Annotated in this window: 21 protein-coding genes; 16 read left to right on the forward strand and 5 right to left on the reverse strand. The window is 52.7% G+C overall.

Annotated features, from left to right (window positions below; translation table 11 throughout):
• Positions 1–211 precede the first annotated feature (211 nt).
• From LKH74_RS10920 to LKH74_RS10950, 7 genes are all read left to right on the forward strand, one after another.
• On the forward strand, positions 212–679 hold the full coding sequence (locus LKH74_RS10920; protein WP_287789004.1) for a MarR family winged helix-turn-helix transcriptional regulator: 468 nt from the start codon (positions 212–214) through the stop codon (positions 677–679).
• Positions 680–1005: 326 nt separating this feature from the next.
• On the forward strand, positions 1006–1749 hold the full coding sequence (locus tag LKH74_RS10925; RefSeq protein WP_287789006.1) for an ABC transporter ATP-binding protein: 744 nt from the start codon (positions 1006–1008) through the stop codon (positions 1747–1749).
• On the forward strand, positions 1727–2923 hold the full coding sequence (locus LKH74_RS10930) for an ABC transporter permease (protein ID WP_287789007.1): 1197 nt from the start codon (positions 1727–1729) through the stop codon (positions 2921–2923). Before LKH74_RS10925 ends, LKH74_RS10930 begins: the two co-directional genes overlap by 23 nt.
• 1 nt (position 2924) lies before the next feature.
• Complete coding sequence (locus LKH74_RS10935) at positions 2925–3578, forward strand: TetR/AcrR family transcriptional regulator (protein WP_135367785.1); 654 nt, start codon at positions 2925–2927, stop codon at positions 3576–3578.
• A gap of 71 nt (positions 3579–3649) precedes the next feature.
• On the forward strand, positions 3650–4066 hold the full coding sequence (locus tag LKH74_RS10940) for a hypothetical protein (protein WP_287789008.1): 417 nt from the start codon (positions 3650–3652) through the stop codon (positions 4064–4066).
• 198 nt (positions 4067–4264) lie between these two features.
• Entirely contained in the window at positions 4265–5596 is a 1332-nt protein-coding gene (locus tag LKH74_RS10945; RefSeq protein ID WP_287789009.1) for a C1 family peptidase, read from the forward strand.
• A 421-nt stretch (positions 5597–6017) separates the two neighbouring features.
• Positions 6018–6662: an HAD family hydrolase gene (locus LKH74_RS10950; RefSeq protein ID WP_135367782.1), complete on the forward strand. Its 645-nt coding sequence runs from the start codon at positions 6018–6020 to the stop codon at positions 6660–6662.
• A gap of 584 nt (positions 6663–7246) precedes the next feature.
• Here the strand turns inward: LKH74_RS10950 and LKH74_RS10955 are convergent.
• The 3 genes from LKH74_RS10955 to LKH74_RS10965 all read right to left on the reverse strand — a co-directional run bounded on the left by LKH74_RS10955 (position 7247) and on the right by LKH74_RS10965 (position 8567).
• Complete coding sequence (locus LKH74_RS10955; protein ID WP_287789011.1) at positions 7247–7582, reverse strand: hypothetical protein; 336 nt, start codon at positions 7580–7582, stop codon at positions 7247–7249.
• A 63-nt stretch (positions 7583–7645) separates the two neighbouring features.
• Positions 7646–7819 (reverse strand): hypothetical protein, encoded by a 174-nt coding sequence (locus LKH74_RS10960; RefSeq protein ID WP_287789012.1) that lies wholly within the window; start codon positions 7817–7819, stop codon positions 7646–7648.
• Between the two features lie 208 nt (positions 7820–8027).
• A complete protein-coding gene (locus LKH74_RS10965; RefSeq protein WP_287789013.1) occupies positions 8028–8567 on the reverse strand; it encodes a hypothetical protein in 540 nt (179 codons plus the stop codon).
• Positions 8568–8827: 260 nt separating this feature from the next.
• Here LKH74_RS10965 and LKH74_RS10970 point away from each other — a divergent pair, with 260 nt between their 5' ends.
• The 7 genes from LKH74_RS10970 (at position 8828) to LKH74_RS11000 (ending at position 18392) form a co-directional block, all read left to right on the forward strand.
• Entirely contained in the window at positions 8828–9643 is an 816-nt protein-coding gene (locus tag LKH74_RS10970) for a DNA/RNA non-specific endonuclease (RefSeq protein WP_287789015.1), read from the forward strand.
• A 241-nt stretch (positions 9644–9884) separates the two neighbouring features.
• Positions 9885–11018: a glycosyl hydrolase family 8 gene (locus LKH74_RS10975; RefSeq protein WP_287789016.1), complete on the forward strand. Its 1134-nt coding sequence runs from the start codon at positions 9885–9887 to the stop codon at positions 11016–11018.
• 22 nt (positions 11019–11040) lie between these two features.
• Positions 11041–12540, forward strand: a complete 1500-nt coding sequence (gene wsfD / locus LKH74_RS10980; protein ID WP_434737655.1) for a glycan biosynthesis hexose transferase WsfD — start codon at positions 11041–11043, stop codon at positions 12538–12540.
• Complete coding sequence (locus LKH74_RS10985; RefSeq protein WP_287789018.1) at positions 12537–14096, forward strand: hypothetical protein; 1560 nt, start codon at positions 12537–12539, stop codon at positions 14094–14096. Before wsfD ends, LKH74_RS10985 begins: the two co-directional genes overlap by 4 nt.
• 97 nt (positions 14097–14193) lie before the next feature.
• Positions 14194–15447, forward strand: coding sequence for a glycosyltransferase family 2 protein (locus LKH74_RS10990; protein ID WP_135367776.1), 1254 nt, complete (start codon positions 14194–14196; stop codon positions 15445–15447).
• A gap of 46 nt (positions 15448–15493) precedes the next feature.
• The gene (locus LKH74_RS10995; protein WP_353845642.1) at positions 15494–17530 is read left to right on the forward strand and encodes a cellulose biosynthesis cyclic di-GMP-binding regulatory protein BcsB; all 2037 of its coding nucleotides are present in this window, start codon (positions 15494–15496) and stop codon (positions 17528–17530) included.
• Positions 17523–18392 carry a GGDEF domain-containing protein gene (locus tag LKH74_RS11000; RefSeq protein WP_287789021.1) on the forward strand — a complete coding sequence of 290 codons (870 nt, stop codon included), beginning with the start codon at positions 17523–17525 and terminating at the stop codon, positions 18390–18392. Before LKH74_RS10995 ends, LKH74_RS11000 begins: the two co-directional genes overlap by 8 nt.
• Positions 18393–18590: 198 nt before the next feature.
• Here the strand turns inward: LKH74_RS11000 and LKH74_RS11005 are convergent, their stop codons facing one another.
• Entirely contained in the window at positions 18591–18746 is a 156-nt protein-coding gene (locus tag LKH74_RS11005; protein ID WP_167850147.1) for a hypothetical protein, read from the reverse strand.
• A gap of 118 nt (positions 18747–18864) precedes the next feature.
• Here LKH74_RS11005 and cls point away from each other — a divergent pair, with 118 nt between their 5' ends.
• Complete coding sequence (cls, locus tag LKH74_RS11010; protein WP_135367773.1) at positions 18865–20322, forward strand: cardiolipin synthase; 1458 nt, start codon at positions 18865–18867, stop codon at positions 20320–20322.
• Positions 20323–21401: 1079 nt separating this feature from the next.
• On the opposite strand, the gene LKH74_RS11015 is transcribed toward cls, so the two are convergent.
• A complete protein-coding gene (locus LKH74_RS11015) occupies positions 21402–21923 on the reverse strand; it encodes a QueT transporter family protein (RefSeq protein ID WP_287789022.1) in 522 nt (173 codons plus the stop codon).
• 201 nt (positions 21924–22124) lie between these two features.
• Here LKH74_RS11015 and LKH74_RS11020 point away from each other — a divergent pair, with 201 nt between their 5' ends.
• Positions 22125–25202: a YfhO family protein gene (locus LKH74_RS11020; protein WP_287789023.1), complete on the forward strand. Its 3078-nt coding sequence runs from the start codon at positions 22125–22127 to the stop codon at positions 25200–25202.
• The last annotated feature ends 73 nt before the right edge of the window (positions 25203–25275 follow it).

Consider the following 25275-nt stretch of genomic DNA (forward strand, 5'->3'; position numbering starts at 1 on the left):
GGCTGCGGTCCTTTTTGTTTTGGCGCACGTTTCAGCTAGGTAAAGTAAGCGGGGTGGTCGTCCGCTAGGGATAAGTCGGCGCGCTACAGGGTGGTTTCAGCTGGCCAGTGAATTGGCGCCGCTAGCCCTGGCTAGTCCGTGCTACATTGCTTGACAACCCCAGCGATTTAGTATATGCTTGCGCACGTAATTTTAGGAGAGAAGGGTGCCTATGGTCACCAGTAGTAATGATCCCGACATTTTAAAATGGCTGTCGATCGCCAATCGCTATACTCGGATCGCGTTGGACCGGCGTTTACAGCCCTATCGGCTCAACGCCAGCATGTACTACTACATCTTGCGGATTCACGAGCAGCCGCGGTTGACGCAAGACCGCTTGATTGCCTTGACGTATCTGAATCCCAGCAACGTGACTCGCGCGGTCAATCAGCTGGTGAACCTGGGTTACGTCCGCAAACGCCAGTCCAAGGCCGATAAGCGGGTCTATGAGCTGTCGCTGACCAAACGTGGTGAGACCCTGTACCCAGAAATCGTGAAGTTGCGCCAAGAGGTTGCCGACCAATTGCTGGTTGATGTGCCGGTCGAAGACCACGATGCGCTGGTCGCCCAAGTTCGCCAATTGGCTTTGCGCGCCGTGGCTAACGAGACACCGGGAGCGAGCGCACCGGAAAAGCAATAACGAAGTGAGCAGTTACTGGCTCGTAACAGAGCCGGAGCGAACCCCGCTGCTTATGGGCACACGGGTTGGCTAGTTAAAGGTGACGCGAAAGAGCCGGGGAAGTAGTTCCCCCCGGCTTATTTTTGTGTGAAAATAACCCGGGTTATTAGGGGAAGCGGTGATGGTGGCCTGCCAGTTGCGGCCGTCTTGGATTTGCGCAGTTATCAACTGGTGATGCCCGACAATGTAACCGCTAGCAAATATGCATTGACATTCTTAGGCGCGCGTCTTATGATTAAAGCAGAAATGAGTGAGTATCCACTCACCATTGTGAAGGAGGGTTTCTCATGCGTACCAATACCATTGAAGTCACGGATGTGGCCAAGTCCTTTGGCGACAATCCGGTGTTGAAGCAAATCAGTTTACGGTTACCCGTGGGCCAGATCATGGGGTTGATCGGGCCATCCGGGGCGGGGAAGACCACGCTGGTGAAGGCCATTTTGGGGATGGAGAAGGTCGATGCCGGCACGACGACGGTACTCGGCACGACCATGCCCAATCGCCAGATCATGCAGCGTATCGGCTACATGGCCCAAAGCGACGCCCTTTACGAAGACCTGACGGCGCGCGAAAACATTCGGTTCTTTGCGGAGCTGATGAGTGTGCCCAAGGCCAAATTGGCGGCGGCCATCGACCACGCGGCGACGGTCGTGAATTTGACCGATGCCCTGGATCGCCGGGTGTCGGCGTATTCCGGCGGGATGAAACGGCGCTTGTCGCTAGCCATCGCGCTGGTCCAAGACCCCGATCTCTTGATCTTGGATGAGCCAACGGTGGGGATCGACCCCGAGTTGCGCCAACAGATCTGGACAGAGCTCAACCAGTTGCGGGATGCCGGGAAATCGATCCTGGTGACGACCCACGTCATGGACGAGGCCGAGCGGTGCGATTACCTGATGCTGATTCGGGAGGGGATTGCGCTGGCGCAGGGCACCCCAGGAGCCTTGGAACAGGAATATGCGGTACCAACGATCGAACAAGTCTTTTTGAAAGCGGGGCGACTACAAGATGAGAGTCATCGCGATATTTAAACGGGTTATTCGCCAGATGCTGCGGGATAAACGAACGTTAGCATTGATGTTTGTGGCACCATTATTTATTTTATCTTTGATGTATTTTTTGTTTAATACCAATTCGGACAGCGTGGCGCAGATCGGCGTCAGCAATGTCGACACGAGCCTGGTCAAGGCCGTGAAAAACAAGCACGTCAAGCTGCACCACTACGCAGAAACCACGACGGCCAAGACGGCGGTGCGCGAGGACAACCTGGCCGCCTTCATCCAGCAAAAATCGGGCAAGCTGACGGTGACCTACCAAAACAGCCAGCCCAGCGATTCGGCACTGGTCCGTCAGGCCTTGCAGGGCGGGTTGACCAAGTTGCGGGTACAGGCCTTGGTAGCCGCAACGAAGGCCCAAAAACAGGCATTAACGGCACAGGCTAAGGCCTTAAAGACGGTCATGGCCCAGCAAAAGCAGGTCATGGCGGCGCAGGGCCAACGCGCCACTAGCACTACCAGCACCACCACGACCAATTCAACGGCTAAACTGAAGGCGCCCAAGACCTACACGGTGACCAGTCATTATCTGTATGGCAGTGCGGATTCGACCTTCTTTGACACGTTCCTGCCGATTTTGTTAGGCTTCTTCGTGTTCTTCTTTGTCTTCCTGATCTCCGGGATCTCGTTGCTCAACGAACGGACCACCGGGACCCTGACGCGACTCCTGGCGACACCGATTCGCCGCGGTGAGATCATCAGTGGCTATCTATTGGGCTACGGCCTGTTTGCCCTGGTCCAAACGCTGATCACGGTCACGTTTGCACTGACGGTCTTCAAGATTCACATGCTGGGGAGCGTCTGGTTGATTTTACTGATCAACTTCTTGTTGGCCCTGGTGGCGCTGTCGATGGGGATCTTCGTGTCGACCTTTGCCAACTCGGAATTTCAAATGATGCAGTTCATCCCGATTCTCATCGTGCCGCAGGTCTTCTTCTCGGGGCTCATCCCGGTTGACCAGATGGCCACGTGGCTGCAGTGGATCGCCCACATTTTCCCGTTGTACTACGGCGGCAATGCGTTGATGAACGTGGCCACTCGGGGTGTGACGCTCAATGGGGTCGCCGGGGAACTGGGAATTTTACTGGGCTTCACGGTCCTATTTACGATTTTAAATATTGTCGGGATGAAACGTTATCGGAGGGTTTAACATGGCTACAGAAATGTCGATTCAAGCCGCTTTTCAAGAAGTGATGGCGGCCAGCGGAGAGATTCCGCCCAAGCAACAACAGGTACTAACGGCCAGTCTGGCGCTGTTTGCCGAACAAGGCTTCGCCAACACCACGACCAAGCAGATTGCTGAGCGTGCTGGCGTCGCGGAGGGAACGGTCTACCGGCGTTACAAGACCAAAGACGAATTGCTGGCGGCGGTGCTCGCACCGTTTACCACGGAGGTACTGCCGAAATTGGTCAAGGAGTTTGCGGCCAAAGTCGTGCGGCAAAAGTACACCACGCGCCACGCGTTGATCACGGCGGTCATCACGGACCGGTTGGCCTTCTTGCAGGACAACAGCCAGGTCATGCGGGTGCTGGTGACCGAATTGCTGGTGCGCACGGACCTGCGTGAACAGTTCTTAGCCCGCGCGGTGCCCATGGTTCAGGCCAATCTCTATCCGATTTTAGATCAGCTTAAGGCTGTTCAGGAACTGCCGGATTGGCCCAACGACCGCATCGCGCAGTTCATGATTGGGACTATGGTCAGCCAGTTCATCCGCAGCAGTTTCACGGCCGAACCCGTCGCTACTGTGGGACCACTGATGATCCAGTTTTTGGAACAGGGCCTGGCCCCAGAACCGACGGCGTAAATCACACTCAGCCAATTTAGCCGGAGAATCTATGCTATACTGAGGTTATCTGAAGACTGGGAGTGGTTGTTGTGAAAAAACAAATGAAACGGTGGTTAATGCTAGGAATCGTCGCCCTGACGGTGCTGGTAGGGCTCAACTGGGGTGGTCAAACGGCCAATGCCAAGATGAAGACCTATCGCGCGGTACCAACGGCCTTGCGCGGCAGCTGGTACACGACCCATTGGGGCAAGCCCAGCTACCTGAAGCTGACCAAGTATACGGAAACACAGACGGGCAGTACGCTGTCAATGAAGACAAAGAATGCGGATTACCGGTTTTGTGTGAAGGGCAAAACGAAGGCCGGCTACTACATGCTGGGATTGGCATCGGGTGACATGCCCCAACGCTTAAAGCCAGTTAAGCACCATGGGAAAAAAGCGTTGAAGACCTATGCGTTTGACCCAATTAAAAATAAGAATATTCACTTTTACTATTACAAAAGGTAGGCGGGTTGGCGTCCAGCTAAAGGACAAGTAACTTGCTTAACGACTCCGGCTGCGTGCGGGAGTCGTTTTTTTCTGGCCACAGTTTGGTAAGCTAAAACAGGCATTGCCTTTAACCAACGAAAGCGCTAGAATGAAATCAACTAATTTATGAGATTACAATGAGAATTCTCATGAAGGTACCGGAAAGGAGTTCGTTTTATGCCAGAAACAAAATTAGATCATGAACTAACCACTACCGAGATTGCGGCGTTACAGGCCGATTTACAGGCCCAGCCAGCGCACCAAGTCATCAGTCGGGCAACCATTAAAAATGGGGTGCTAGCGGCGTCTGAGGACCCACAAGCCGCCGTGCGGTTGAACCGGACCTTCTCCGTGGAATTGCCAACTGGCAAGGTTGCGAACCAAAAGCATTCCGGTCGTTGCTGGCTCTTCGCCACGCTGAATGTGATTCGTCATCAGTTCGCGGCCAAGTACCACGTCAAGGACTTTGAGCTGTCGCAAAACTACCTGTTTTTCTGGGACCGTGTCGAACGGGCCAACATCTTCTACGACCGTATCTTACGGACGGCCGACCGTCCCTTGGATGACCGGGAAGTCGCCGATATTTTAGAGAGTCCGGACGATGACGGCGGGCAATGGGCCATGGGCGCTGCGCTGGTCCAAAAGTACGGCGTCGTCCCCACCAGTGCCATGCCAGAATCCTTTAACAGCAACGATACCACCGGCATTGGCGCGGCATTGAATTTGAAATTACGCAAGGATGCGCTGGCGTTACGGCAATTGGTGGCCGACGGCGCCGATGAAGCCAAAATTGCGACAACGCGGGCTCAGGCCTTAAAGGAAGTCTACCGCATGGCGGCCTACGCGTTTGGTGAACCACCCGCAACGTTTGACCTGGAATTCAAGGATGACGATCACAAGCTCCACCGGGCCGCGGGTTTGACGCCGCAGGGCTTCTTCCACGATTACTTTGACGTGGATCTGGACGATTACGTGGTCGTGTCTAACTCACCAGACAAGGCCTTTGACCGGCAATACCGCCTGGCCAGCGAGGAAAATATCGTGGGTGGCAAGCACATTACCTTCCTGAACCTGCCGCTGGCCGACATGAAGCGCGCCGCCGTGGCCCAACTGCAAAGTGGTGAAGCGGTCTGGTTCGGCAACGACGTGCTCCAACAGATGAGCCGCGAACGGGGCTTCTTGGACAGCCACTTGTTCCAGGTCAGCGACCTCTTTGGCGTCGACCTGAGCCTCACCAAGGCCCAACGCCTGGCCACGGGTGAAGCCAGCGTGTCACACGCGATGACGTTGACCGGCGTCAACTTAGTCGATGACCAACCGAACCGCTGGAAGGTCGAAAACAGCTGGGGCGAAAAGAACGGCGACAAGGGCTACTTCGTCATGACCGACGAGTGGCTCGATGATTTCGTCTACGAGGTCGTCGTCCACAAGCGCTTCTTAACGCCGGCGCAACGCGAACTCTTAAACACGGAACCACACGAACTGGCACCGTGGGATTCATTGTCTTAGGTTTAAACGCCGCCGGCTGTCTGGTGGCTAGTTAACACTGGGCACAACAAAATTGGTGAAACCAGGCGCCTGCGTCAGCCAGGGTTCCACTTGCTCTGGGGAACACCTCCAGCCTGAGAAGTGGTCTTCCGGTTCGCTTGTGAGCCTGGCAAAACCGGCCAGTCTCCCAAGTCATCCCGCGCTGTAGGCTGAAAAAAAACCTCAGCCAACACCGCCGACACAGCTGATTGCCGTATTTCAACCTTCAGTAAACAAAGATATGATCGGGTCGGGGAGCTTCCCCGGCCCTTTTTTGACCAATGTTTCATGTGAAACATCGCGGCGGAAATTTTCGAAAATAAGCGTTAGGGCTGGTAATCACCGCAGTAGTACGCGTAAAATTGGATCAGACGCTGACAAGACTAATTGATGAGGTGATTGGATGCACAACTTTTTATTCGATTTTGATAGTACCCTCGCGGATACTCGCGACGTCGCTGTTTTGGCTACCCAGAAGGCCTATGAGGTCAAGGGGTTGACGGTGCCTAGCCGCGAGGCTGTGGTGAGCTACATGGGCGTGCCGATTGAGGTCTCCTTTGCCAAGATGGCCCGTGAGTCGTTAAGCGAGGCAGAACTCGCCGATCTGTATACGACGTTTCGGGCCCAGTACCACGAGGCAGAAAAGTTGGGTATCACCTTATTTGACGGCATGGGACCGACCCTGGCCACGTTGAAAGACCAGGGCGCCCGCTTATTCGTGGTCTCCAGTAAGCACTCGGTCCCCCTGCAACGAAACCTGGACCAAATCGGGCTGGGGCACACGTTTGAGGCCATTAGTGGTTCGGACACCGTGGCCCACTACAAGCCGGCACCGGATGGTATTTTAAACTTGTTGGCGCGCTTTGAATTGGACGCCCAGCAAAGCGTGATGATCGGGGATGCCAAGTACGATATGCAGATGGGCAATAACGCCGGCATCGCCACGGCCGCCGCAATGTGGGGCGCTGCCGACCCTGCGTCAGTCAAGGCTGAACAACCGACGTACTTGTTAAAGACGCCGCGCGAGTTGTTATCGATTTTTAAATAGGTAAACGAAAGCTGAACCGGCTGCCTGTTGGCGCACGTTTCAGCTAGGTAAAGATGACGCGAACAGGGTCTGGGAGATTTCCCCCAGGCTCTATTTGTTGTGTTCAGTGGTACTGAAGGGAAAACGAGCTGTCCCCTTCACTGGGTGCACAAAAAAAGCCGTCCCTGGTTAGAGGACGGCGGCGACTCGCTTGGTTAGGGCAAGCCGTTCATTTTATTTGGTGAATAAAATGAAAAAAGGTTGGTTAATAGGTTTTTATTGGTATGCTTGTATCCTAGCTGGCAAATGTGAAGAAATTGTGAAGAATATTTATTTAATAATAATGGCTATCATTAGAAACAGCTAAACGGTTGGCTGTTTTCGGTGATTTCGGGAATCAAAAGGGGGTTGGATTACTTTTTTCTAATCGTTTAGGGTATATTTTTATGTAAATTCTGAGATATTAAGCAATTAATCTCGGAGAAAATATAGATTTCTAATAGTATCAATAACTTATTATGTATGAATACAAATGTTAAGATTTTATTAAGAAAAATGGACCGAGCACCTCAGCGCCCGGTCCATTGATCAAATTTCAGTAGCTGTTAAGCATCGTGATGCTGGTGACCGTGGCCATGATGCGGGCCGGCCAATAGTTGTGGTTTACCGCCGCCGTGGTGGCAGTGACCGCCATGCCCGTGGCCATGGTGACAGCCGCCGAGCTGGCGTTGCTTGGTATGTTCGCGTTCAATCAGGAGTTGCTTCTTCAGCTGGCGGTTCTTCCAGAAGCCGTGGATCATGACAGTGACGGGAATGATTTCCAATGAAACGGTGGCCGGTATCAGCCAGGGATATTCGGCGATCAACGCGGAAAAGCGGTCGCGGTGTTCCTTCATCTCTTCGGCCGACACTTGTGGGACTGCGAATTTGTCTTTAAACATCTGAATCACGCTCCTTTGGCCCTATCATACCCCAAAGCGAAAGCGCTGTCAGTAACCAGCTGTCTAGCGGCGGTTGCGCCACAGGCTCCAGAGATGGCCGATCCCCAGAATCACGGCGATCCCCAGTAAGCCGGTCTCCAGCAAGATGATCCCGCTGAGATGCCGGTAGTGTTGGTAGAGCAAGACGCCACCAACCACCAGCAAGCCGCCCAGTTCCGGCAGGTATTTTTTAAACATAGGGTAGGGTCCTCCTAAAGAAAACGAGCCTGGGATCAAACCTCCCAGACTCGTTTGCCTTCACCTTTTACATAGCTGAAACGTGTGCCAAAAGGCAGCTGGTTCCGCTTAAAACTGCTAGCCAAACAATCCAAGACCAGGATTATTCGGTTAGCAGCCTTAATGCTCGCCAGCTAATCGCCTGTTGGCCCACGCTCTTAGTGATCGTTTATTCAGCGACCTTGATCATGACGGCTTTTGTCACGTCATCGTCAACGTCACGGCTGATGTGGTAACCGGCCACCTTTAATTTGGCGGCGTTATTTTTACCCGTCAACGTCTGTTTGACCGTAAACTTTTGCGTCATCGGAATGTCAGACAGCTTACCCTTGAAGTTGATGACGGTGTCGTCACCCTTGGTCTTGAACGTGGTGGTTAACGTCCCGACCTTGCTTAAAGCGTTGTCCTTCTTGGCGGCGCTGTAAGACTTGTAGAGCTTGTTGACGTTGTAGACCGTGACCTTGCCGTTTTTGTTGAAACGGTAAGCTTCCAGGCCAGAGTTGCTTTTGGCATTCACGGAACCCGTGACGTACCAGAGTTGCTTAGAACTAGTTAACGTGGACTTCACGTCTGACTTTTTCGTCGTTTTGTTTTTAAAACTAGCTTGTTGATTGCTCCCCGACTGACTACTCGAGCTGCAACCGGCTAAGCCCACAGCCAGGACGGCTACTAGGCTCAGAGCGGCGGCAAAAATTCGGGATTTTTTCATATCTCAATCACCTCATCCAAAATAATAACAGTTTTGTGTGCGACACACAAACCGCCTACTTCTATCTATCGTTAGTATAGCATGTGGCCACGCAGAAAACGGCCTGCTGCCAGTTAAAAAAGTGTTAAGTTGTGATGACAGCTGACAATAATCAATATTAGTTATTGAAAATCAATTATTAATAACTAATAAATGCAGACAAACGTATGTTCTTTTGGTAAACTAGACTCAACGACTTTAGAGATGAGAGGAAGAGGAAAATGAGTAAACGTTATCGGGGCCGGCGCCGGGGGAAAGTGTCCATCTATACGGCCATTGCGGTGATCTTGATTGGGGCCGTGGGGGCGCTGAGTAGCCAGGGCAATCCGACCGCCCGCAAGATTACCAATCTGGCGACCAGCCTAGTGGGCAGTTCCAGCAGCCAACAATCTGGGTCCACCACGACGACGCCCAAGCAGTCCGTGGCGACCAAGGCCTTGGCCGATCAGAAGTACACCGGAACGCAAATCGTGGCGGTCAATCACAACAAGCCGACCTTTACCAAAGCCGAGCTGTCGACCAAGAAGGGGGCCTGGGCAACCTATGGCGACCTGGATAGTTTGAACCGGGTCACGACGGCCAACGCCCTGTTGAGTAAGAGCACCATGCCCACGGCCAAGCGCCAGCCACTGTACGTCAGTCCGACCGGTTGGAAGAACAAGGCCTACACCGTCAACGGCAAGAAGGGCTACTTGTACAACCGGAGTCACTTGATTGGCTACCAGCTGACGGGGCAAAACAATAATTTGAAAAACCTGATGACCGGGACCCGTTCGCTCAATGATCCGGGCATGACGGCCTATGAAAATCCGGTGGCCAGCTACTTGAAGAGCCATCCCAGTGACTACGTGCGCTACCAGGTCCAGCCGGTCTTTCGCGGCAATGAGCTAGTCGCCCGCGGGGTCCACATGCAGGCCAAATCCGTGAAGAACACGGGAATCTCGTACAACGTTTATATCTTCAATATCCAAGCCGGTGTCAAGATTAACTACAGCACCGGGACCAGCCAGTATGGGAATCCGGCTAGTAGCTTTTAGCGGTTCAGCTGGTAACCATTTTTTAAATGAATAGCCAAGCAGTCAGTCGGAAGCGGCTGGCTTTTTTTTGGCTTAAAAACCAGCCGTAGCCAGCGCTAGCGACAGTATATGTTAAATAATGACAGGTAATGATATAAATATTGAATTTCATACATAATCAGTATAATTTTGAAGAAAAAGCATGGTACTATGAAGACGTATGTGACCGGTGAAATGATGAACTCTGAGGAGGGGTGGAACCATGTATAAACAACACTGGTGGGTATTGATAGTCGGAATCGTGGCGCTACTACTGAGTGGTTGTCAGGGCAAGTCCGCCACCATGACGCCACCGACGACCGCCCCGACGACGTTTATTCAGTCGCCAACACTGCATACTGCGACGGATCAACGCAATCAACGTCGATTGGCGCGGTTCATCAAGACTAAAATGCAGAGTAAACAGGGAATCTATACCAATTACGTAGATACCCGGACCCGCCAGCGTGGGGTGGCCACGGGGCACGAGCTGTTGAGTGAATCAGCGGGAATGTGGCTACAATACTTGGCACAGAGTCACCAGGATGCGGCGTTTCGAACGTTCTATCGTGCCACGGTCAAGACCTTTGGGGACCATGGGCAATTCAGCTATCGCTATGATCCCCGCAGTCATCAGCGGTTTGCCGTTAACGCTACTTTGGATGACTTGCGGATTATTCGGGCGCTGAATTTGTATGATGCCCAGACACACACGCAACGTTACCGGCAAGTGGCGGCCAATCATTTCGCTACCCTCAAGACTGGTGCGCTTAAGGATGGCAAGCTCTATGACTATTATGACCCGCAGTCTAAACGAACGGCGAAGACCAGTAGCTTGGCGTATTTTGATTTTAAGACATTGCGGTATTACGAACAGGGAACCCGGGCCGGTCGCCGGGCCTATAACGAGCAACTGAAAGTCGTGCGTGGTGGTTACTTGGGCAACGTCTTTCCACTATATGCAACGAGCTTTAGCTGGGATACGCTGACGTATTCACCCAAGGATCTGAACACATCGGAGGCTCTGGAAGTTCTTTTGCATTTAGCCGAGGTCGGGCAGTTAAAAGCGACCAGCCGGACTTGGCTAGCACAGCAGGTCAAGGCTAAAAAGCTGTACAACGGTTATTCGACCGCTGGCAGCATCACCAATCGTGGCCAATCGACGGCGAATTATGCGTTAGCGGCGATGATCTTCGCCGCTGCTAAGGATCAAGCTAATTACCGCATAGCCATGCAGTTGGTGTGGGCCGGGCAAGTAACGGGACGGTCACCAATCAGCGGCGGTATCGGGGATGCGAAGAGCCACCAGAGCTATTCCTACAGTAATTTGACGGCGTTAAATGCGGCATCTGATTGAATGAACAGAAAGGAAGAGCAGTGTGACCATCGATGGACTCAAACTAAAATGGCGCAATTTTTGGGGTTGGTGGGCACGACACTGTTCGCCGGCCTTGCTGGCAACCCTACTGGCGGCAGTCATTGCGGGGGTCTTACTGTTTGTACCGCCATTTCACGGATTGGCCGACAATGGGGATTTTTACCGTGCCCAATTTGTCAACGGTCTGTATCATTTGAAGGGCTACAGCATGTTGGACTATGTGACGCCTAAACTAGGAATCATGCAATATTACAATGATACGACTGCCGCGGTGTTTTCTTCCCAGCCGCTCTTTGTTAAATTAGCCATCATGCTCAACAAGGCGGTCTATAGCAAGACCATCTTTGACTTGCGTTTCATGGGTCTGGTCTACTATGTGCCTTACCTAGGGAGTATTTATTTAGTGACCACGGCTATGACCGCACCGTATCGCAAGTTGCGCAGTTATCTGATTGCGTTGCTGATTGTCTTTGTCTTTGCGGATTCTTCATTCACCTTATACTTCAATTCGTTTTTTGCAGAACCAGGCATGCTGATTTTGATGCTATATGCCTTTGCAGCACTGATGCTGGTCGCCCGCCGACCGGACTGGCATCCCCGCATTTTGACCGTAGTCTATTTTGCCAGCATCATGTTGCTGATTGCCAATAAGCAGCAAAATGCCCCATTGGCCCTAAGCTATGCCGTCACCAGCATTGGGTTATTCTTTATCTTTAAAAAACGTGCGCAATGGCTCTGGATTCTGGGTGGTATTGCCGGTATCTTGGTGACGGGAGTCCTCACCTACACCCTCATCACCCAACAATTTAATGATATTAATCAGTATCAGGCATTTACACATGGGGTGTTGTTACATACGGATGATCCCAGCAAAAAAATTGCTCAACGCGGAGTAGACGAGCAATACGCGTTGATGCGGAATCAAGACTATTACCCGAAAAACTTTGCAGCCATCAATCCCAGTGCTTCGTCGGTCAAACGTGGTCTCAATGAGCGAACGGGCTTTGGTTGGATCATGGGGTACTATCTCCATCATTATCCGCAGTTTCACACACTGTTAGATGTTGCAGCCGGTGACATGATGATTACGCAGGTCAAGGCGGTGGGAGATTATCAGCAGGCTAGTGGCAAGCCAGCTGGGGCTCAGGTGACCTATTTCACCGGCTTCAGTAACTTGGCCGGGGCCTTCTTCCCACAAAAATTTTCCTTTGATATTCTATTGACCATTGCGTTGTTGGTCGTCTTTGGAATCGGCGCCTACAACGATCTGGTTCATAAACGCGTCGCTAACGTGGTCCGGTTCTTCTTAGTCATGGGATTGTTGACCGTTTTCATCTTTGTCCCCATTATTTCCATCATTGGGGATGGGGATGCTGATTTAGCGAAGCACTTATTTATGGTGCCGGTCAGTCTGGACTTGATCTTAGTCATGTTTGTCGCCGACCTATTGAATCACCGGTTGTGGCATTCAGACGGAAATATTGAGGAGGACGAAGCGTGAAAAAACGACTATTCCTAATCATGGTGCTATTACTGAGCGGGCTGCTGCTGGGTGTCCAACCGACCACGGCTCAAGGCGCGAGTAGGCGAGTTCTGATCGTCTATGATGCGTTGAATCCAACGGTTGCGGGGCAGCAGAAGCTAGCAGGACTCCAACAATTGTTGGCTAGCACGGGAGTGGCAACGCAGACCGAAAAATTAAGCGACTATTATGCGGGGCAACTTACGACCAAGAAATATTCGGGCGTGGTCACCTTGGTTAATTGGCCCCAAGGAAACTTGCACAATGCCGCCTTTACCCGGGATCGCCAGGCCTTTTCCGGTCAGAAGTTACATATCGGCCAGCAATTAAGTCGCGCAGAGGCCCGCCAGTTACACGCCGTTCGGCACAATGTGTATCACCAACAGCTAACGGTAACGGCGGGCGACCAGCGGCAATTGCTGCCATTTAGCGAAGACATCACGTTGTTGCGTTTGAAAAAAGGGGCCCGTCATTTTGGTCAGTTGCAACCACAGAATCAAGGCATTGGTCGTTATCCCTATGGCACAGTGGTCGGCCATGCTGGCTACTTGCCTTACTTTGAGTCTAGTGGGTTCAGCCAGGTCTTAGCGGGTCAAACGATTGCCCAACTCTTTGGACGGGTTCAGCGGCAACGCCCTCTATTGACCGTGACGGGGGTGACCCCCTATAGTAATCTGACGCGGCTGACCAAATTAGCCAGCAAACTCAATGCAGCGGGCATTCCCTTTGCTGTGAGCACCACGTCGGTTGCCGACAATACGTCCTTAAGGGCCTTTTCACGATTTACCAAGGCGTTGCGCGTCGTGGAAAACAACCAGGGTGTCATCTTCTTACAGGTGCCCATCGTTGGTGCCGCTAATCGTCAAAGTGGCCCATTATTAGAACGAACCATGGTTGAAGAACTCAATCAGTTGGGGCAACGTCAAGTTATCCCGGTGGGAATCAGTGCGCCCATCTACTGGAATCAAGATAAGCTCTTTCGGCGTCACGGTTTAGCGCGGGCTAGCAACGTGTTGCTATTGCCTAATCCAGCGACCACAACCTTTGCCAATCAAGATAATCGCGGCGCCACGTATCCTCAGACCTGGACGGGGCTCAGTCTTCATAGCTTGTTGACGGTCAAAAATGGGCGGCAGATTGCGGTCAATCGCTTAAAGTTTCCCGTCAAGACAGCGTTGACAGTGTCGTTGCCAACTAGTCAAAAACGGTTGACTGCCCTGCTGAAACAGGTCACCAGGCTAGATGTTGATTGGTATCAGCCGCAGGCACAGTTGCGGGCCAAAATTACCAGTGGCTCGGCCACGTTTGGTTACCACGATGGCGTCTATTATTTGAACGGTAGTCCGGTCACGGTGGGTGCCGAGGCAACTGGTGTGCCGAACTATCATTTTTCCCAAACCCGGCACGTGGCGCTTGATCGCTACTTCAAGGTCCAAGGGAATATTCTCTTCGTCTTCTTTACGATCACGACGATGGTGTTGGTGGTCTTCTTGTTTCTGGGACGACGGATCTATCGCCAGATGTTCCGGCGCTGAAAAAGAGTGGGCCAATAGGCGCCTGGTTTCACCAATTTTAGGTTAAACCTTCAGGAACCAATATGAAGTCTTAGGTGTTTAGAAAAGAGGGTGTGTCATGAGTGTTTTAGATTACTTTGTCTTTGCGGCTATTTTAATCATCTGGGGTATCTTGGTGGTGAACTTGATTTTGACGATGGCCGGGTACACGCAGTATTTACAGGATGCGCGTACGCCCGCGCCGCAGTTGCCCGCCCAGGTACCGTTTGTGACGGTGATGGTCCCGGCGCATAATGAGGGGATTGTTATTGTGAAGACCGTGTTATCACTGTTGAACTTTGACTATCCCCATGACCGTTACGAGATTATTGTGATCAATGACAATTCCAGCGATAACTCGGCAGCTCTGCTCAAACAGATACAAACCACCTACCCGCAACGTAATTTAGAAGTCATTAATACGGACAAGGTCACGGGAGGCAAGGGCAAATCCAACGCCTTGAATATTGCGTTGAAACAAGCCAAGGGCAGTATTATCTCAGTTTATGACGCGGACAATACGCCGGAACGACCGGCGCTACGGTATCTGGTGGCTGAGCTGATGCAAGATGATACGTACGGGGCGGTTATTGGTAAATTTCGGACGCGTAACAAGAATGCTTCATTACTGACGCGGTTCATCAACGTTGAGACGCTCTCGTTTCAGTGGATGGCGCAAGCAGGCCGCCTGCGCCTCTTTAAACTCTGTACGATTCCGGGGACCAATTATGTGATTCGGCGGTCACTGTTAGACAAAATCGGTGGGTGGGATACCAAGGCTTTGGCGGAAGATACCGAAATCAGTTTTCGGGTGTATCGTTTGGGTTATCGAATCTATTTCCAACCCAAGGCTGTGACCTGGGAACAGGAACCACAAACACTGGATGTATGGTTTCATCAGCGAACGCGCTGGGTCAAGGGAAATATTTACGTGATTTTGAAGAATCTTCCCTTGATCTTTCGCAAGAGTGGTCGCCGAATACGGTTTGATCTGTTGTATTTTTTATCCGTCTACTTTCTCTTGATGACGTCGTTAATTCTGTCTGATTCGGTATTTGTGCTTTCAGTTGCAGGGGTCGCGCACTCCAATCTTTTGGGGTTTAACAACTTTTTGTGGGCCTTCGCAATTGTCCTGTTCGTCATCAGTACCTTTGTAACGATTACCACTGAAAAAGGGGAAATGACGCTGGGCAATCTACTTATTATTATTTTCATGTATGTCGTTTATAGTCAAATGTGGCTCGCGGTAGCTGCTTATGGAATGGTGGGGTATATTCGTGAACAAGTCTTTCATCAACAAGCAAAATGGTATAAGACCAAACGCTATCAATAGGGCGATTTTAGCTAGCCTACTCCTTATTCTGAGTGTCTGGGGACTGTTGGGCATAACGACGACTGCCAGTGCCAAAACAGCGCTGAAGACCTACACGCAGCCGTTTCAAAACAATACCACCAGTCTATCTGGTCAGTCCGTTGAAATGAGTACTTACTTTATCAAGATGGACTATTGGGACGTGAAAAGAGCGACGCTGAATCTGAATTATCAGGTGTCCCAGCTTTCCAGCAGGCAATTATCGGACATTACGGTTTCTCTGGGCGGCGTAAAATTCGCCTCATTTCGACCGAAAAAACAAACGGGACTGCAGACCAAGTCGATTCGCATCCCGTTACGGCTCTTGGCTGGTCAAAACGAATTGAAAATTAGTGGTCAGGTACTGAATCGCGCCGGCAAACAGGACTATCGGCTGACGCAGACGCCGGCCAACTGGCTGACCGTGGATAATCGATCAGATGTCAATTTCCAGTACGCCTTGAAAGCGCCGACGCGTAACATTGATTCCTTCTATGATCATTTCTCGGGGCCAGATACCATCGTGAATCGTAACGCCTACATCACAGTGCCCAATGCTGCGAACAATGCCGAATTGGCCGCGAGTATGTACGCGTTAACGGGGGAGTCGCGAGTCATCACTACGGAAAATCAGCAGATTCCGGTAGTTCAGTTCAACAATGCCGACGGGCAAAAGGCTGATTACCAACTGGTGATGGCCGAATATCAGCATTTGCCGGCGCGGTTTCAGAAACTATTTCGGCGCGCTGATCTGAAAAATGCGGCGCAGATCAAGCGGGCTGACACGAAACACAAGCACTACTTAGTAGTAACGGCGACGACAGGCGCGCTGCTAGAAAAGGCCGCGCGGTTCGTGGCGAATTCCGAGTTGATGAAGGAGTCAAAGCATCCCACCGAGCGGATTACCCTTGCCACGCAGACTTTCACGTCAACGCTCAACTATGACGGCAAGTATCAGTTGACCACCAGTGCGGATAAAATCATCGGCGCAGATCATCAGGAACGCCAGTATTTTGTCAGTCTGCCGGTCGACCGCAACAACGCCGACGGGTCCACCATCAGCATTCACCTGCGCTATGCCCGCAACCTGGATTTCAGGAATTCACTGGCCACGGTATATGTGAACGATACGGCCATAGGGAGTCAGCGCTTGAGCGCCGCACGAGCGGATAACGATACCCTGACGGTGACGTTGCCTAAGGGCATGACCCTGGGTAATAGCTTCACGGTTCGGGTGGCCTTGGACCTGCCGCTAAAGGGTTCGGCCGCCACACAAAATAATCACCAGACACCTTGGGCCAGCATCGAACCTGACTCAGTTGCCCGCATCAAATCGGCGCCGGGCAACGACCTACTCTTTAGCAACTATCCGAATTTGTTTTTGAAGAATTCAACCTATGATAATCTGGCGGTCGTCCGGCCGCAGACAATGTCGGCCACAGACTACCAAACCTTAACCAACATTTTCAATCTGATTGGTAATTACGCGGAGAACAACCGCGGCAAAATCACTTTTTATCGGCAGTCGCCCAGCAAGACGGTCATGGCGGATGCCAACGTGATTGCCTTTGGTACGCCACGGCAAAATGCGCTGATTCATCGGTTGAACCGACGGCTGTATTTCAAATACAATGCAGCCGAGACTGGCTTTTTGTCGAATGAAAAGCTGAGCATTGAGCAGAAATATGGCCAGACGATTGGCAGTGCCCAACTGTTACGATCGCCATATAATGCGCAGAAGGGGTTGCTGGTTGTGACGGGCGCCACCGCTACGGGGACGTACTTGGCCTCAACACAAATCAATTATCAGCGGAATATCGCCCAATACACGGGCGATGCCATCGTTGTCGACCCTGACAACAACCACAACGGTTATCGGTTCAAGAAGAACAAACTGATCAATACCGCATTGAATACGAAGCAGACCATTAGCCGGCATTCGCAGCAGTTGTTGTACTTGGGACTGGGCCTCATCATGATTGCGGTAGTAACGATTGCGCTATTGCTCCTGCTGTGGAAGCACGGCAGTTTGCATCGCCGGAAGAAGGGGGCGCGGCATGACTAATCGTGCGAAAAACTCTAATCGGGAAACGTGGCTCACGGATATCTATCTGATTGCTTTTTTGATGATGGTTAGTGGCCTGGCACTGGGGATAGCCGCCACGCAGACCCACTATTTGCTGATCAACGTGACCTTTCTGGCCGTGACCATCTGCCTGATTTTATTCACGTACTTTTGGGGGATTATCACGGGCTTGTTGTTGAACCTGGCGTTTATGTTCGCCCAGATTTTAATTGTCATCTACGTCAGTCAGACGCACGCCGACACGGTGGCGTGGGGCTTGCTGTTTTGGATGATTTTGCCCCTGCTCTTGTCAATTTCCTTTTATGGAATGACAGCGCATTTGCGCAAGCTTCAAGCGGATAACGTGAAATTACGGCAAGACCTGATTGAACGCGGGGCGTTTGACGAGTCGACGAACCTGCGTACGACGGTCTCGTTCATTGAAGATACCGCCGTTTTTACCGAAACCAACCGCCGTTTTAATCTACCGGTAACGACGATGATCATCCGGATTCGTTATTTCCAAGAGATGCGCAGTATGATCAGTGACAGTCAGTTAAGCGAGCTCTTACAGCTGGTTTCGGAGACCATCAAAGATGCCATGCGTACCAATGATATTACCTATTTGTTGGACCGGACGAACCCGACTTGGGGTGTCTTGCTCTTCACCAATGCGGATGGTGCTGGCATTGCTGGTAAACGGATCAAGGATAAATTTGATAAGGCCTTGCTTGATTCCGACAACTTAGCGACCTTGGAGGTCCGGTTAATGGTCGGGGTAGCCAGTTGGGATGCGGAGAAGATGAAGAACCCGTATGACCTGATGAACGCGGGGATTAAGGAAACGGAATACGACGTTTAAGGCCTGCTAGCAGGAAAAAGTGCGCCAAAAGGTGATTGGCCGGTGAACATTAGGGCTGATCCCCGAATAATCCCGGGCTGGGATTGTTTGGGTATCGGCCTTAAGCGCCGGGCGCCTTTTGACGCATGTTTTGGTTACTTAGAGGAAACAAAACGGCCTGGGATGGTTTGGCGCCAGACGCATTTTGATTGATGCGAGTTACCGCCGATTCATATACCGGTAAAGGCTATACAAAATAATACCTGCCAGCACGATGATGCCCACGGCCGGGTTGTCGCGAAACAGCCAGTGGACGACCCGGATGGGACTGGTGCCGTGTAAGCCGCCAATTAAGGTGGTGAGGTGAGAGAACATAATGAGGCCTCCTGTGAAATTAATTGCGAAAATATCTGAAAAAATTAAGGAAAAGTAAAGACATTTTGGTGATTTAGCGTATGATGTAAACCACAGAGACCTAGAGGAGGGTATACACGTGAACGTGAATTACATGCTCATCCTGGAAATCATTGTGGTGGTCAACGCGGCATTGGCCTTCGTGACGGTCTTCCGGGAAAAACGCGATATTGCAGCGACCTGGGCTTGGATGCTGGTGTTGGTGCTTTTGCCAGTGGTCGGGTTTATCGCCTACGCCTTTATCGGCCGAAAATTGCCGAAGGGCCGAATGTTTCGCCTGCAGCGGCAGGTCGCCGTACAACTAGAGGAACGCTTGAATCAACAGCGTGAAGAAATTGGCGATGAAATTGTGCCGTCTGACCAAATTAGCCACTCGGTCATCAATATGGTGAATATGTTTATGGAAACGGACCACGCCTTTCTCGCGCGCAAGAACCGGGTGCGGGTGATTACGGATGGCCACGACCTCTTCCATCTGATGTTGGAGGACATCGAGCGAGCGCATTCTAGCATTCATATTGAATTTTACACCTTTTACAATGATCAGATTGGTAATGACGTCTTGGATTTGTTAATTAAAAAGGCCCAGGCCGGCGTCGAGGTGCGGGTCATCTATGATCCGTGGGGGTCGATGGGGACCTGGAAGAGCTTTTTTAAGCCGTTGATCGACGCTGGGGGCCACGTGGAGGCCTTCCTGGGCACGCGTTCGGCCGTGATCGACTTTCGACTGAACTTCCGGGATCACCGTAAAATTGTGACCATTGACGGACAAATTGGCTACGTTGGGGGCTTTAACATCGGCGACCAGTATCTTGGGCGTAAGGAAAAATTTGGCTACTGGCGCGACACGCATTTGCGCATCGTGGGTTCCGGGGTCTTCTCCCTGCAGGCCCGTTTCATGCTAGATTGGAATGCCACTGACCGCGATCACCCCTTCAAGGATGACCGCATCGAGCACAAATACTTCCCCCTGACCAAGGTCAAAGGGGAGACTAGCCTCCAGATTGTGTCGAGTGGACCGGATTCCGACCTGCAACAGATCAAGATGGGCTACATGCGGCTGATCCAAACGGCCGAGAAGCGGTTATGGATTCAAACACCGTACCTGATTCCCGACGACAGTGTCTTGGACTCCCTGCGGATTGCGGCCATGGCGGGTGTCGACGTGCGGATCATGATTCCGGACAAGCCAGATCACGCCTTCGTGTACCGGGCCACGCAGTACTATGCGCGACAACTGGCCGATGACGGCGTCAAGATTTACTTCTACCACAATGGGTTCATCCACGCCAAGACCATGGTCGTCGACGGCCGGATTGCCTCGGTAGGGTCGGCGAACATGGATTATCGCAGTTTCAAGTTGAATTTCGAAATCAACGCCTTCATTTATGATCCGCAGGTGGCCACGCAGCTGGAGGAAATCTACGAGGCCGACATGCGCTACAGTGAGCTGATTACGCCGGAGAAATTCAAGGCCCAATCGACGTATTTGAAATTCAAGCAGACGGCGTCGCGGTTATTATCCCCGATTCTGTAACGCCTGTCCTGATTGGCGCATGGTATTATTGGGGTTAGGAGTCACGTTGGGACGCAACTAAGCAGATTGGTTGGCCTGGTGACGTGACAGATGTTATGATGAAGCCGCTAAAGTGGTCGGCACTGCTGGCCCGGATTGAGGCCAGGCTTGCTGGTCGGGCCGGCAGTGTTGCCCTTTAGTGCCGCAAAAAATTTGAGTTGATGGAGTCTGGGACAAGCGCCTGGGCTCCTTTTTGGGTTAACTGGAGGTTAAAAGTTGGATTAATAGGTTGGTTTCTGATTGGCTTAAAAGCCTGGCTAAGACCGTAGTCTCTCAAGTTGCCCTGCGCTTTAAACTGAGACAAGACCGCAACCGATACCTTCGTCACAGTGGCGGTCACCCAGGCTGACACCGGTAAGTTGATGCCTGTCAGAAACGATGTGTTGATCAGGCGTTAGTTGCTATCGGGGGTTAAGCCGATGCTTGTTGGCAAGCGCTTTTGTAGCCGAGAGTTCGCCAAATATGGGTTCAGCCGTGGGAGTTGTCTTAGCGGCACGGTTCAAGCCGCTTAGACAACTGGCGTCTTTGAGACGTGTTCTTCGGCTCAAAGCGAGGCGTCGAGACCGTTCTTTGGCTCGACCCGTCCGCCCCAGCGTTCCAACCCATATTTGGCGAACGGTAGGCGGCCAGCTCTCACTATGAAACGGTCAACAACTAATCCTAATGTGGTGCTAGTCGTTTATTGCCGTTCAGCTGTTAGCGACGAAAATACCCCAGCGAGCGCGTCGTTGGGGCAGTGGCAAATGCTTGGTTAAATGAATCTTGCTGGATTGCACTGATTAGTTAGGGGTGCCAATCACAATCCACAGATGAGACCGCACGACCAGCCCCATCTACAGTCCTTATCATAACTGAGCAAGCGGGTAAACACAATCAAAGGGCTTAACAATCGAGTTAGTGAGCGATTGGTTAAGTGGCTTGCTCAGTAAACGGATAAGTCGTTTGAGTCAGTTTTTCAGTTTTGTAAAGAAAGTTTGTCCGTTCACTGTATGCCAAACAAATGCCCCGCAATCACGATGACTGCGGGGCATTTTAATCACTTATTTCGTAAAATCAATGGCCAGACTCAAGAAGTAGACCACGATCCCGCCAACCACCATGCTGACGAGTTCGCCCCAGCCGATGGACAGCCAGTTGGCCCAAAAGGTTGGCCAGAAGGCGGCGTTGCCCACGATGGCAATCTCCCAGGCAATCATGCACATGAAGAAGACGGCGACCACCGTGTTGACCGCCATTTGGGCGATACGGTTGTGGACGACCTTGCTGAGCCAGTACATGACCAGTAGGGCCAGCAGCGTTTGGACGGTCCCGGTCACGATGTCCAGAAAGCCAAACGGCGAGGCAATGATATTTGAGATGAAGACCCCCAGCGTGACTGCGGCAATGTAGCGCTTGTTAAAGACGACCAAGTGGTTAAACATTTCCGACAGGCGCACCTGAAAGGGGCCGAAGCTCAGGGCTGACAAGACCGTTGTTAAAACAACGTAGAGTGCAGCTACCAGGGCAGCGAGGACCATACTACGGGTGTCGTCGATGCCCAGAAAACTTTTCTTAGAATTCACGAGAAATTCCTTCCTTTGCTAGTTATTCAGTTTGTGACGCATACATAAGGGTACCGCAAACCGCGGGATTTGGCAAAATGTTCCATGTGAAACATTACAATCCGGTATTGTCTGGGGCGAAGCATTGACAGGGGCCGGGGTGGTTGTGTAGATTAAAACTAACTTAACTGAAATCAGACAAAAATAATTGGAGGAGTCATCATGAAAATCGCACACCGCCAGTGGCCACTGTGGGGGCTGTACACCTTGGCGTTTACGGTGATTGCCGCATTGGGTTTTGGCGTGTTTGGCCTGGCGAACCGCACCATGATTTGGTACATGGATGGGGTGACCCAGCACTATCCGCTCATCTTAGAACTCCACCGCTTATTGACAAAGGAAGGCCTAGGTGGTCTGGCCGGGTGGTCGTGGACGCTGGGGTTAGGGGCCGATAAACTCACAACGCTGGCCTATTACGTGTTGGGCGACCCGTTTGCTTACCTGGTGGCACTACTGCCCACGCGGTTGCTCGAGGTCGGCTACGGCTGGGGCATCGTGTTACGGCTGTACGCCAGTGGCCTGGCCTTTTTAGCACTGGCTAAACGCTATGACTTTCGGCCCGGCAGTCAGCTGTTAGGGGCGGTGACCTACGCCTTTACCGGCTACTCGCTCATGGTCGGTGTGCATCATCCGTTTTTCTTATTGCCCATGATCTGGTTGCCGCTGTTATTCGTGGGTATCGACCGGGTCTTGCGGGGTCGCGGTTGGGGAGTATTAGCCCTGATGACCGGGATTACGATCCTGAGTAATTTTTACTTTGCCTACATCTTGGGACTGGGGAGCCTAATCTATGCGGTGATCCACTACCTGCACGTGCATCAGCAGGGCCGCGTTGCCGTCAAAGGCCGCGTGGTGCTGGGGCGCTTCTTGGCCGCCGCGGTGACTGGGATTCTGATTGCCGGCGTCTTTTTGGTGCCATCCCTACTGATGATGTTAAAATCCACGCGGACCGGCGCCATCTTTGCCAACGGCTTGCTCACCTATCCGCTGAGCTACTACCTGACGCTGGGCAACGCTATTTTGACGACCGGGAATACCTTGAATTACTGGGCGGTGCTGGGAATGAGTGGCATCACCTTTCTGGGCTGCGTTTATACGCTGGTCCACTGGCGCCAACACCGCTGGCTGGCCGGCACCTTAGTCGCTATCGTACTGGGACTGGGGATTCCCGCTGTGGCTGCTGCCTTTAACGTCTTCACCACGCCGTCCAATCGCTGGATCTTACTGGCCGCGGTGCCGTTTGGCCTGGCGACCATGGTCCTCGGCGACCAGCTGACGCACCTCACCGCCCGGGACCGCTGGTGGCTGGCCGGAAGCGTGGCGGGACTGCTCGCTGTGGTCTACCTCAGCAACGGTCTCATCTTCAGTAATGCCGCGCGGGACCTGATCACCTATGGCCTGCTGCTGGCACTGCTGGCGGTCTTAATGATCACTGCCCCCGCGCGGATCACCTGGAGCTTGGTGAGTGTGCTGGTCGGGTTAAATTTGGTCAACAACGCCTGGGGGTATTACGACCCCAATGCTGGGGTGCAGGCTACCCAGGAGTTGCGGCGCGGGGATGCGACTCGTTACATTCAAGACTACTTTGACGGTGCGCAGACCGTGGCCCAAGATGAGCAGACCTTCAGCCGCGTCGACGCCACCCGTAATTTTAATTTATTTCGGACGGTCGGCAATAACATGACCATGACGCACGGGTTGCACGGGGTCATGTCGTATTTTTCCGTGCAAAACGGCTACGTGGGGCAGTTCAGCCGCGACTTGCAAAATTCTGAGTACGCCATGAACGCCCCGATTGGCCAAGGCGACAGCCGGACCACACTGAATCAACTGCTGGGCGTCAAGACGCTGTTCGCCCGCGCAGACCAGGTGGCCACACACCAGGCCTTGCCATATGGCTATCATGCCGCGGGTAAGGTGTTCCCTGAAAAGCCGGTGTACGCGTTGTCTAACGGCGTCGGCACCCAGGCATTGACCACCAACCTGGCCTTTCCACTGGTCTACACCCAGCCGCAAGCCTTGACCACGACGGCTTGGCGGCGGTTGTCGGGGGTGGATCGCGAACGCAGCTTAACGCAAGCGGCGGTCACGACCAAGCCGGTGGCTGGAGTGACGGCGGCGACCTACCAGTCACCCAAGCGCCAGCTGGCCTATACGGTGACGCCCGATACGGTACCGGTGATCGACAGTACCAATAAAGTGATTCAATATCGGTTAAAACAGGCCTTGGCCGGTCAAAGAAAGGGACTCAACGACAAGCAAACGGCGACGTACGGGGCGACGCTGAAGGCACCGCAACTGACCGTCGATGCTGACGGCCTGATCAGTCATCGCGACGTTTTGCAATACGGGCCTATGGTGGGCTTGCAGCGGCATCGTCAGGCCCTTCAACGCGTCTTGGCGCAGAACCAAACAATCGTGAAACGCACCACTCAGGCCAATGCCCACGGCTTGCGCCAGCTGACTAGTGACGCACAGGGCCAACCGCTCAGCTACACGTTGACCCTCAAGCACCCACAACGCGCGCGGGGGACGGAGTTGTATTTGGAGCTCACCGGCATCACGTCGGATCGCTTGACCACCCGTGGCCAGCTCCAAGCCCAGGACAATACCAGCGTGCTGGGGGCCACACCGCGCTCGGCACTGACCAAGTTGAATGCCTGGCGGACGGCGACGCGCAACCCGGATCTGGGGGACTACTGGGTCACGGCCAAGACGCGTAATGCGGCCAAGACATTCTCCCAATTTGGCGTCGACAACCTGTCGGACTACGAGCCCAAGCAACACGTCTTGCTCAACCTGGGCTATTCCAAGCAGTTGCGCAAAACGGTGGACGTGACCTTTAACGCCACGCAACAGATCAATTTCAAATCCGCCCGGTTGATTGCCGTGCCATTTGGAAAAGCCTACAACCAACAGGTCCACCGCGTGCAGCGTCGCGGCCTGCAACACGAACGGGTCACCAACAATCGGGTGACCGGTGACCTGACGACGGCCCGCACCAGCGTGCTGACCACGTCGATTCCGTACTCCACCGGTTGGCGGCTGACAGTCGATGGGCGGTCAACGCCCACGCAGGTGGTCAACGACGGCTTCGTGGGCGCACGTCTGACCCGTGGCACCCACCACATCCAGTTGACTTACCAGACGCCGGGACTGAAACTCGGCTGGGGACTGACCGTGGTTGGCACCCTGATTTTAGTGGGTGAAATCGGTTGGCGGTATTGGCGGCGACCTTAATCTTAAAAAAATGGCGACTCTCGAGACTTGAGAGCCGCCATTTTGCGTCTGATTTGGTACACTGAAGAGGCAG

This window comes from Levilactobacillus sp. (assembly GCF_022646225.1).
Classification (GTDB): Bacteria; Bacillota; Bacilli; order Lactobacillales; family Lactobacillaceae; genus Levilactobacillus; species Levilactobacillus suantsaiihabitans.